The following is a 9,915-nucleotide window of genomic DNA, read 5'->3' on the forward strand; positions in this document are numbered from 1 at the left end:
CGACTGGAGCAACCTGCCGCTGGAGAAGATCAACAACCACAGCTACTGGGCGGCCTGGTCGGTGATGGCCACCGCCGTGGCCACCGACCGCCGTGACCTGTTCGACTGGGCGGTGAAGGAATACAAGGTCGGCGCCAACCAGATCGACGACCAAGGCTTCCTGCCCAACGAAATCAAGCGCAAGCAGCGTGCCCTGGCCTACCACAACTACGCCCTGCCGCCACTGGCGATGATCGCAAGCTTTGCCAAGGCCAATGGCGTGGACCTGCGCAGCGAAAACAACTTTGCCCTGCAGCGCCTGGGTGAAGGCGTGCTGTACGGCGCCCGCGACCCGCGCCACTTCGCCGAGCGCGCAGGTGAGAAACAGGACATGAAGGACCTCAAGGTCGACGGCAAGTACGCCTGGCTCGAGCCTTGGTGCGCGCTGTACCAGTGCGTGGGCGACACGCTTGAGCGCAAACACCGGATGCAGCCGTTCGACAGCTTCCGCCTGGGCGGCAACCTGACCCGGGTCTATGACCCGAGCGCGCAATCCAAGAAATGAGCGTTGCCTGAATGGGGGCCGCTTTGCGGCCCATCGCGACGCAAGGCCGCTCCTACAAGGACGGCGCTGAATCTGTAGGAGCGGCCTCGCGTCGCGAAACGAGGGCCAAGCCCTCGCCAGCGGTATTGAAGCAACAAAGGTTTCCTCCAGTTTCTCACTGGGGGGTTTGGGGGGCGCTTTGCCCTGGATGCTGTGAACAATTTAGGAGAACCGGGATGGTCTTCTCGTCCAACGTGTTCCTGTTCCTGTTCTTGCCGATATTCCTCGGCCTGTACTACCTGAGCGGGCAACGCTATCGCAACCTGCTGCTGCTGGTCGCCAGCTACATCTTCTACGCCTGGTGGCGGGTGGACTTCCTCGCCCTGTTCGCCGGTGTCACCCTGTGGAACTACTGGATCGGCCTGAAAGTCGGCGCCGCTGGCGTGCGCACCAAGCCTGCACAGCGCTGGCTGCTGCTGGGCGTAGGCGTGGACCTGGCGATCCTCGGCTACTTCAAGTACGCCAATTTCGGCGTCGACAGCCTCAACGCGATCATCAGCTCGTTCGGCCTTGAGCCCTTCATCCTCACCCACGTGCTGTTGCCGATCGGTATCTCGTTCTACATCTTCGAGTCGATCAGCTACATCATCGATGTGTACCGCGGCGACACCCCGGCCACCCGCAACCTGATCGACTTCGCAGCGTTCGTGGCGATCTTCCCGCACCTGATCGCCGGCCCGGTGCTGCGCTTCAAGGACCTGGTCGACCAGTTCAACAACCGCACCCACACCCTGGACAAGTTCTCCGAAGGCTGCACCCGCTTCATGCAGGGCTTCATCAAGAAAGTGTTCATCGCCGACACCCTGGCGGTGGTCGCCGACCATTGCTTCGCCCTGCAGAACCCGACCACCGGTGACGCCTGGCTCGGTGCGCTGGCCTACACCGCGCAGCTGTACTTCGACTTCTCCGGCTACAGCGACATGGCCATCGGCCTGGGGCTGATGATGGGCTTCCGCTTCATGGAGAACTTCAAGCAGCCTTACATCAGCCAGTCGATCACCGAGTTCTGGCGCCGCTGGCACATCAGCCTGTCGACCTGGCTGCGCGACTACCTGTACATCACCCTGGGCGGCAACCGCAAAGGCACCTTCAACACCTACCGCAACCTGTTCCTGACCATGCTGCTGGGCGGGCTGTGGCACGGCGCCAACTTCACCTACATCATCTGGGGCGCCTGGCACGGCATGTGGCTGGCAATCGAGCGCGCACTGGGCCTGGACACCAACCCGCAGCGCTTCAACCCGGTCAAGTGGGCGTTCACCTTCCTGCTGGTGGTGGTCGGCTGGGTGATCTTCCGCGCCGAAAACCTGGAGGTGGCCGGCCGCATGTACGGCGCCATGTTCAGCTTCGGCGAGTGGCAGCTGTCCGAACTCAACCGCGCCCAGCTCACCGGGCTTCAGGTGGCGACGCTGGTCATCGCCTACATCACCCTGGCGTTCTTCGGCCTGCGTGACTTCTACCGCAATGCCACCCCGCCGGCAGCCATGCGCACCCCGGCGCAGGTCAATGCCGACGGCTCGCTTGGCCTGGACTGGACCCGGGTGATGACCCGCGCCCTGATCCTGCTGCTGTTCGTGGCCTCGATCCTCAAGCTTTCGGCGCAGAGCTACTCGCCGTTCCTTTACTTCCAGTTCTGAGGTTGATGACCATGACCCGGACATTACGCATCACCTATTCCCTGTCGTTCATCGGCCTGCTGGTAGGCATGGGCGCCTGGTCCACCGGTGGCCTGCAAAGCTTCCAGCGCACCGAACAGATGACCGTGCTCAACGGCAAGCTGGCCAAGGCCGCCGAGACGCACTACGACGACGAGTTCCCGATCAAGCGCCTGGGCACCAACCTCTGGGCCGCGCTGGATTACAAGCTGTTCAACGAAGGCCGCCCGGGCGTAGTGCTGGGCCGTGACCAGTGGCTGTTCAGCGACGAAGAGTTCAAACCGACTGCCGGTGCCGACCAGCTCATGCAGGAAAACCTGGCGCTGATCCGCGGTGTGCGCGACACCCTGCAACAGCACGGCAGCCAGCTGGTGCTGGCGATCGTGCCGGCCAAGGCGCGGGTCTACTCGGAGTATGTGGGCAAGGAGGCACCAGCCAGCCTGCATGACGACCTGTACAACCAGTTCCATGCCCAGGTCCGTCAGGCCAACGTGTTCGCCCCTGACCTGATGGCCCCGATGGAACAGGCCAAGGCCCGCGGCCAGGTCTTCCTGCGCACCGATACCCACTGGACGCCGATGGGCGCTGAAGTCGCCGCACAGGCTGTGGCCGAGGCGGTCGGGCGCCAGAGCCTGCTCAATGGCGACCCCCAGACGTTCATCACCGAGGCCGGCAACACCGCCCCGTACAAGGGCGACCTGACCAACTTCCTGCCACTGGACCCGCTGTTCAGCAACCTCTTGCCCAGCCCGGACACCCTGCAGCAACGCAGCACGCGCCCGGTCGAGGCCGAAGGTGATGCGGGCGATGCCCTGTTCGCCGACAGCCAGATCCCGGTCGCCCTGGTCGGCACCAGCTACAGCGCCAACCCGCACTGGAACTTCCTCGGCGCGCTGCAGCAGGCCCTGCGCAGCGACGTCGCCAACTATGCCGAAGACGGCCACGGCCCCCTGCTGCCAATGCTCAAGTACCTGCAAAGCGATGCTTTCAAGAACGCCGCGCCACAGGTTGTGGTGTGGGAATTCCCCGAACGTTATCTGCCAATGAAAAACGACCTCAGCAGCTTCGATCCACAGTGGATCGCGCAACTGAAGAACACCCGCAAATCCGAAGAAAACCTGGCCCTGTCGTCCAACCGGACGGACCACTGATAGATAGAGAGGAACACGCACATGACTACCAAGACTTCCATTGCCAAAGCCCTCACCCTCGCAGCAGGCCTGTCGTTGGCTTCGATGCAGGCATTCGCCGGCGCCGACGCTGCCCTGTATGGCCCGACCGCACCGAAAGGCTCGACCTTCGTGCGCCTGTACAACGCCTCCCCTGCACCGGCTGCCGCCAGCGTCGGCAACACCCAGATCAAACAGGTCGGCGCCCAGGCCAGCAGCGACTTCAGCTTCCTCCCGGGCGGTGACTACACCGCGCAGGTCGCCGGCAAGAGTGTCCCGGTCAAGCTCGCCGCAGACAAGTACTACACCCTGGTCAACAACGGCAGCGGCAACCCGCAGCTGATCGAAGAACCGCCTTTCAAGAACAAGCAAAAAGCCCTGGTGCGTGTACAGAACCTGAGCGATCAGTCGCTGGCCCTGAAGACCGCTGACGGCAAGACCGAGGTGGTTACTCCGGTGGCTGCCAAAGGCCGTGGCGAGCGTGAGATCAACCCGGTCAAGGTGAACCTGGCCCTGTTTGCAGGAGACAAGAAAGTCAGCGACGTCAAACCCGTCGCCCTGGAGCGCGGCGAAGCCGCCGTGCTGTACGTCACCGGCTCGGGCAGCAGCCTGTCGCCGGTATGGGTCACCCGCCCAGTGTCCACCAACTGATCCTCTGCCTCTTTAACGACCTTATTGGAGAAACAACATGATCCCGGTAATTCTTTCTGGTGGTAGCGGTTCGCGTCTGTGGCCTTTGTCGCGCAAGCAGTTCCCCAAGCAGTTCCTCGCCCTGACCGGTGAGCACACGCTGTTCCAGCAAACCCTCGAGCGCCTGGTGTTCGAAGGCATGGACGCCCCGATCGTGGTCTGCAACAAGGACCACAAGTTCATCGTCCAGGAACAGCTCGCGGCGCTGAAACTGCAAACCCAAGGCATCCTGATGGAACCCTTCGGCCGCAACACGGCCCCTGCGGTGGCCATGGCCGCCATGAAGCTGGTCAACGAGGGGCGCGATGACTTGATGCTGGTGCTGCCGGCCGACCACGTGATCGACGACCAGAAGGCCCTGCAACGTGCCCTGGCCCTGGCCACCGTGGCTGCCGAGCGTGGCGAAATGGTGCTGTTCGGCGTCCCGGCGACCAAGCCCGAGACCGGCTATGGCTACATCCGCTCCAGCCAGGATGCCCTGCTGCCCGAAGGTGTGGCCCGGGTGGCGCAGTTCGTCGAAAAACCCGACGAAAAACGCGCCGCCGAATTCGTTCAGTCCGGTGGCTACTTCTGGAACAGCGGCATGTTCCTGTTCCGCGCCAGCCGCTTCCTTGAAGAGCTGAAAAAGCACGAGCCCGACATCTATGACACTTGCGTGCTGGCCCTGGAGCGCAGCGACGAAACAGATGATGTGCTGAGCATCGACGAAGCGACCTTCGCCTGCTGCCCGGACAACTCCATCGACTACGCGGTGATGGAAAAGACCCAGCGCGCCTGCGTAGTGCCGATGTCAGCTGGCTGGAGCGACGTCGGCTGCTGGTCGTCGCTGTGGGAAGTGCATGACAAGGACGCCAATGGCAACGTCACCAAGGGTGATGTGGTGGTGCAGGACAGCCGCAACTGCATGATCCATGGCAATGGCAAGCTGGTGTCGGTGATCGGCCTGGAAAACATCGTTGTGGTCGAGACCAAGGACGCGATGATGATTGCCCACAAGGACAAGGTCCAGGGCGTCAAGCAGATGGTCAAGACCCTCGACGAGCAAGGCCGCAGCGAAACCCAGAACCACCTTGAGGTGTACCGCCCGTGGGGCTCTTACGATTCGGTGGACATGGGCGGCCGCTTCCAGGTCAAGCACATCACCGTCAAGCCGGGCGCCAGCCTTTCGCTGCAGATGCACCACCACCGGGCCGAGCACTGGATCGTGGTATCGGGCACCGCCGAGGTGACGTGCGATGAAAACGTGTTCCTGCTCACCGAAAACCAGTCGACCTACATCCCGATCGCCTCGGTGCACCGCCTGCGCAACCCGGGCAAGATCCCGCTGGAGATCATCGAAGTGCAGTCCGGCAGTTACCTGGGCGAGGATGATATCGAGCGCTTCGAAGATGTGTATGGGCGCACGTCCACTCCCGTCGAACGTGGCGTATCGGTGAAGACCATCGCGCAGTAAGCTACGAGCTGCAAGCTACAAGCACAGCGGGTCGGCGGTGTACCTACAGATGTGGGGCCACCGCCGACCCGCTTTTCTCTTGCAGCTTGCCGCTTGCAGCTTGCAGCTGGCCGCTCCAAGATGTCCGAAGACTCGAACGGGAATCGGACCACATGATCATCGGCGCCTTCCTCATCCTCACCTGGCTGGTACTGCTGCTGCGTTACCCGGCCAAGGCCCTGCCGATCTCGCTGGCCGCTGTCTGCGGCCTCGGGCTGGTCACGCTGTTCGTCGTCTGGCAGGACACACGCGAAGCTTCGCAACTGGCGCGGCTTGACCTGCGCCTGACCTATTCGCCGGATCAATGCCCCGCCGACCGTGCCTTGAAGGTACACATGAAAAACGGCAACAAGGCTCCGCTGACAGAACTGCGCTGGCGGGTCGGTGCCTATGCCCCGGGCGATACCATCAACCTGGCTGAAAACACCTACAGCGCACCACGCTATCGTGGGCCGGGCGAACTGCAGCCTGGGGCAGAATGGACCGATTGCCTGCCACTGCCGCCACTGCGCGCCGGCTACCGGCCGCAGACACTGGAGTTTCGTGCCGAGCATCTACAGGGTACATTCGCCAACTGATACGGTGCCTGCTCTGGCCCTATCGCCGGCAAGCCGGCTGCCACAGGTTCACCGCTGCCCGCAGATTCGGGGTACTTCTGAGAGCTGCCTTGCCGGCGATAGGGCCAGCCCAGCCTATACATAACTTACTTTGAGCACAGGCCTGCCCAATGCCCACCGTCCTGATCACCGGTTGTTCCAGCGGCATCGGCCGCGCCCTGGCCGAAGCCTTTCGCGATGCCGGCCACGACGTTTGGGCCACCGCCCGTAAAGCCGAAGACGTCGAACACCTGGCCGGCGCCGGTTTCACCGCCCGGCAGCTTGACGTCAACGACGCCGAGGGCCTGAAGCACCTGGCCGAAGAGCTGGAAGCACGCCACGGCCGGCTCGACATCCTGGTCAACAACGCAGGTTACGGTGCCATGGGCCCCCTGCTCGATGGCGGCGTGGACGCCCTGCGCCAACAGTTCGAAACCAATGTGTTCGCCGTGATCGGTGTAACCGGTGCACTGTTCCCGCTGCTGCGCCGTGCGCGTGGGCTGGTGGTCAACATCGGCAGTGTATCGGGCGTACTGGTCACGCCGTTCGCCGGCGCCTACTGCGCCTCCAAGGCTGCCGTGCACGCACTGAGCGACGCCCTGCGCCTGGAGCTTGCGCCTTTCGGCATTCAGGTGATGGAAGTGCAACCGGGGGCGATCGCCTCACAATTCGCCAGCAATGCCCAGCGCCAGGCCGATCAGGTGGTAGCGGCGCAGTCGCCGTGGTGGCCGCTGCGCGAGCATATCCAGGCGCGGGCCCGCGCCTCGCAAGACCGGCCCACATCCGCGGCGCAATTTGCCCAAGGGCTGCTGGCGGCCACGCGCAAATCGCCTGTGCCAGCGGTGGTGCGGCTGGGCAATGGCAGTACGGCGTTGCCGCTACTGGCACGCTGGCTGCCACGCCGGTTACTGGACTGGGTACTGCGCAAACGCTTCGGGCTGCTGCGACCGCTCTGATTCACCGCCCAGGTGGATCACCTGCCCCCATTTGCGCTCGGCCATGCCGCGGGCGTAATGACGCTGCAGGCGCCGGGCAACGTCCCGCGTGCCGTTGTTGACCAGGATATCGGTATGCGGCACCTGCTCCAGCAACGCCTGTACGCCCTGTTCGGTGCCCAGGTCAGCGGCAACGCCAATGATCCGTGCCTTGGGCAAGCGCTCACGTATCGCTTTCAGCGCAGCGTCGACCAACGCCTGGGTGCGGTCGTTGAGCACGACCTCGGCGCCGGCGGCGGCAAGGTCTATGGCGGTAGACAGGCCCTGCCCTGCCATGGAGCCACTGATGAGTGCGCGCTTTCCATTGAGGGAGAGGTGCATGGCTGCCTCCGCTTGATCACACCTTTTTCATCGGCTGCCCGTCGAACGCCTGCCAGCCACCACCCAAAGCCTTGTACAGCCCGACCAATGCCTGCGATACCGCCGCCGAACTGTCGATCCACTGCTCTTCGCTGGCCAGCAACGCACTCTGTACGGTCAGCACGTTGAGAAAGTCCACTGCCCCTTCCACGTACTGACGCTGGGCGGTTTCCAGGGCGATGCGGTTCTGCCGCACCGCTTCGGCCAAATGATCACGGCGCAGCTGGCTGGCGTTGTACAGGCGCAACACATCGTCGATCTCGTGCCAGGCACCGAGCACCACCTTGCGGTAGTTGAGCGCCGCCTCCTGCTGCTGCGCCTCACGCAGCGCCAGGGTGCCCTTGAGCCGGCCACCCTCGAAGATCGGCAACGACAGCTGTGGGCCGAAGGCAAAGCGGCGCGAGTCCCAGGCGCCGAAATCCGACAGTTGCATGGCCTGGAAGCCGACGCTGCCAGACAGCCGGATGCTGGGGTAGAAATCCGCCTTGGCCACGCCAATGCTGGCAGTGGCCGCATGCAGCCGCGCCTCGGCCTGGCGGATGTCCGGACGGCGCTCGGCCAGCTCGGACGGCAAGCCGATCGCAAATTGCTGCTGCGGCGCGGGCAACTCCCCGCCCTCAAGCAACTGTGCCTGCAAACTGCGTGGGGGCTCGGCCGCCAGCAGGCTGAGCGCGTTGATCAGGTCGTCGCGCCGGGCCTCCAGGCTCGGTAGACGGGCCAGGATCGAGGCAACCTGGGCACTGGCCTGGGCCACGTCGAGCCGGGTGGCGACACCCTCGGCCTGGCGGTCCTGGGACAGCTTCAGGCTGTGCTGGGCGACCTTCAGGTTGTCGCGCGTGACATCGAGCGTGTGCTGCACGGCACGCAACTGGATGTAGTTGCCTGCGGTTTCCGACAACAGCGCCAAGAGCACACCGCGCCGGTCATTCTCGGCCACTTCCACCGTGGCGTCGGCAGCCTCCACCTGCCGGCGCACCCGGCCCCAGAGGTCCAGCTCCCAACCGGCGACCAGGTCGCCCTGCCACAGGTTGAACGCCGACTTGCCTGCTTTGCCAGACGGGTCGCTGAGGCCTTCGGCACTGTTACGGGCGCGGTTGTAGCCGCCATCCACATCGACCGACGGCGCCTGGTCGGCAGCCACCGTGCTGCGCAAGGCGCGGCTTTGCAGCAGCCGCGCACTGGCGATCTGCAGGTCGAGGTTACGCTCGGCCACCTGCTGGATCAGCGCACTCAGGCGCGCATCGTGGAAGGTCTCCCACCAACGCAGTTCAAGCGGTTCTGCTTGCGGCTGGCTGGGTGCCGCCTGGCCCTGCAGCGGTGCCCATTGCTGCGGGGCCTGGCTGTCCGGGCGTTTGAAGTCGGGGCCCAGGGTGCAGCCGGCCATCAGTACGGCCAGCAGCAAGGGGCTCAAGCGTACTGCCGGTTTCATCGTGCACTCACCTCTTTGCCACTGAACGTGTCACCACGGGTGTCGATGGTCGCTTCCACCGACATGCCCACACGCAGGCGCGCAAGCAACGGCTGGCCGTCATCGAAAACGATTTTCACCGGGATGCGCTGCACGACCTTGGTGAAGTTGCCGGTGGCGTTGTCGGGTTTTACTGCCGCGAAGGTCACGCCAGTTGCAGGCGCAATGCTTTGGACATGGCCCTTGAGGGTTTCACCGGAAAAGGTATCGACGCTGATACTGACAGGCTGCCCCGGCTGCACATGGGTCAGCTGGGTTTCCTGGAAATTGCCGACCACATAGGCATGCTGCAAGGGCACCACCGACAGCAGGCGTGCGCCCGGGTTGACGAAGGCGCCAACGCGCAGGGCACGCTCACCGACCATGCCATCCACCGGGGCGGTAATGCGCGTGTAGGACAGGTCCAGCTGAGCTTTTTCAACGCCCGCTTCGGCACGCTTGAACTGCCCATCGGCGCTGGCGACCTGAGCGCTGAGGATGTCCACCTGCTTGCGCGCGGCAACCAATGCAGCCTGGGTATTGGCCAGCCGTGCGCGGGCCTGGTCGACCCGGCTGCGCGCCTGCTGGGCATTCTGCACGGTGCCGGCGCCCTGCTGGGCGAGGCGGCTGTAGCGGTTGACCTCGTGGTCGGCGAACGATGCTTCAGCCTGCGCTGCCTTCACCGCCGCCTCGGCCTGGGCAATCAATGCCGCCTGGCGTTCCAGGGTGGCACGGGCATCGGCGCTTTGCGCCTTGGCCACCAGCAACTGGGCCTGCGCGGCATCCAGGGCGGCCTGGTAGTCCCGCGCATCGATGGTCGCCAGCAACTGGCCGGCCTGCACCTGCTGGTTGTCTTCGACCAGCACTTGCTTGACGAAGCCGGCCACCTTGGGCGCCACTACGGTGTAATCGGCGATCACGTAGGCGT

10 protein-coding genes are annotated in these 9,915 nt (G+C 64.2%); 7 read left to right on the plus strand and 3 right to left on the minus strand.

Annotated features, from left to right (window positions below; all coding sequences use genetic code 11):
* The 7 genes from BLX42_RS21770 to BLX42_RS21800 form a co-directional block, all read left to right on the plus strand.
* Positions 1–544, plus strand: a 544-nt coding sequence (locus BLX42_RS21770) for an alginate lyase family protein (RefSeq protein ID WP_178110743.1), incomplete at its 5' end; no start/stop codon positions are given.
* Positions 545–759: 215 nt separating this feature from the next.
* Complete coding sequence (locus BLX42_RS21775; RefSeq protein ID WP_012312809.1) at positions 760–2,220, plus strand: MBOAT family protein; 1,461 nt, start codon at positions 760–762, stop codon at positions 2,218–2,220.
* Positions 2,221–2,231: 11 nt separating this feature from the next.
* Positions 2,232–3,389 carry an alginate O-acetyltransferase gene (locus BLX42_RS21780; protein WP_046784812.1) on the plus strand — a complete coding sequence of 386 codons (1,158 nt, stop codon included), beginning with the start codon at positions 2,232–2,234 and terminating at the stop codon, positions 3,387–3,389.
* Positions 3,390–3,410: 21 nt separating this feature from the next.
* Positions 3,411–4,058: an alginate O-acetyltransferase AlgF gene (locus tag BLX42_RS21785; RefSeq protein WP_039603912.1), complete on the plus strand. Its 648-nt coding sequence runs from the start codon at positions 3,411–3,413 to the stop codon at positions 4,056–4,058.
* 37 nt (positions 4,059–4,095) lie between these two features.
* Positions 4,096–5,550 (plus strand): mannose-1-phosphate guanylyltransferase/mannose-6-phosphate isomerase, encoded by a 1,455-nt coding sequence (locus BLX42_RS21790; protein WP_161872591.1) that lies wholly within the window; start codon positions 4,096–4,098, stop codon positions 5,548–5,550.
* Positions 5,551–5,702: 152 nt separating this feature from the next.
* A complete protein-coding gene (locus tag BLX42_RS21795) occupies positions 5,703–6,167 on the plus strand; it encodes a multidrug transporter (protein ID WP_161872592.1) in 465 nt (154 codons plus the stop codon).
* Positions 6,168–6,316: 149 nt separating this feature from the next.
* Positions 6,317–7,141 (plus strand): SDR family oxidoreductase, encoded by an 825-nt coding sequence (locus BLX42_RS21800; RefSeq protein WP_046784809.1) that lies wholly within the window; start codon positions 6,317–6,319, stop codon positions 7,139–7,141.
* On the opposite strand, the gene BLX42_RS21805 is transcribed toward BLX42_RS21800, so the two are convergent.
* From BLX42_RS21805 to BLX42_RS21815, 3 genes are all read right to left on the minus strand, one after another.
* A complete protein-coding gene (locus BLX42_RS21805; RefSeq protein ID WP_119688302.1) occupies positions 7,091–7,501 on the minus strand; it encodes an SDR family NAD(P)-dependent oxidoreductase in 411 nt (136 codons plus the stop codon). The two genes, BLX42_RS21800 and BLX42_RS21805, sit on opposite strands and share 51 nt — an antisense overlap.
* A 16-nt stretch (positions 7,502–7,517) precedes the next feature.
* A complete protein-coding gene (locus tag BLX42_RS21810) occupies positions 7,518–8,969 on the minus strand; it encodes an efflux transporter outer membrane subunit (RefSeq protein ID WP_161872593.1) in 1,452 nt (483 codons plus the stop codon).
* Positions 8,966–9,915: HlyD family secretion protein (locus tag BLX42_RS21815; RefSeq protein ID WP_161872594.1), on the minus strand; the 950-nt coding region annotated here is incomplete at its 5' end. The genes BLX42_RS21810 and BLX42_RS21815, both read right to left, overlap by 4 nt.

It is taken from the genome of Pseudomonas sp. SG-MS2, assembly GCF_009933855.1.
GTDB classification, from domain to species: Bacteria; Pseudomonadota; Gammaproteobacteria; order Pseudomonadales; family Pseudomonadaceae; genus Aquipseudomonas; species Aquipseudomonas putida_E.

Bases quoted from the DNA above. Each gene is read 5' to 3' on its own strand.
- BLX42_RS21775 (WP_012312809.1), top strand. From the start codon at position 760: ATGGTCTTCTCGTCCAACGTGTTCCTGTTCCTGTTCTTGCCGATATTC.
- BLX42_RS21780 (WP_046784812.1), top strand. From the start codon at position 2,232: ATGACCCGGACATTACGCATCACCTATTCCCTGTCGTTCATCGGCCTG.
- BLX42_RS21785 (WP_039603912.1), top strand. From the start codon at position 3,411: ATGACTACCAAGACTTCCATTGCCAAAGCCCTCACCCTCGCAGCAGGC.
- BLX42_RS21790 (WP_161872591.1), top strand. From the start codon at position 4,096: ATGATCCCGGTAATTCTTTCTGGTGGTAGCGGTTCGCGTCTGTGGCCT.
- BLX42_RS21795 (WP_161872592.1), top strand. From the start codon at position 5,703: ATGATCATCGGCGCCTTCCTCATCCTCACCTGGCTGGTACTGCTGCTG.
- BLX42_RS21800 (WP_046784809.1), top strand. From the start codon at position 6,317: ATGCCCACCGTCCTGATCACCGGTTGTTCCAGCGGCATCGGCCGCGCC.
- BLX42_RS21805 (WP_119688302.1), bottom strand. From the start codon at position 7,501: ATGCACCTCTCCCTCAATGGAAAGCGCGCACTCATCAGTGGCTCCATG.
- BLX42_RS21810 (WP_161872593.1), bottom strand. From the start codon at position 8,969: ATGAAACCGGCAGTACGCTTGAGCCCCTTGCTGCTGGCCGTACTGATG.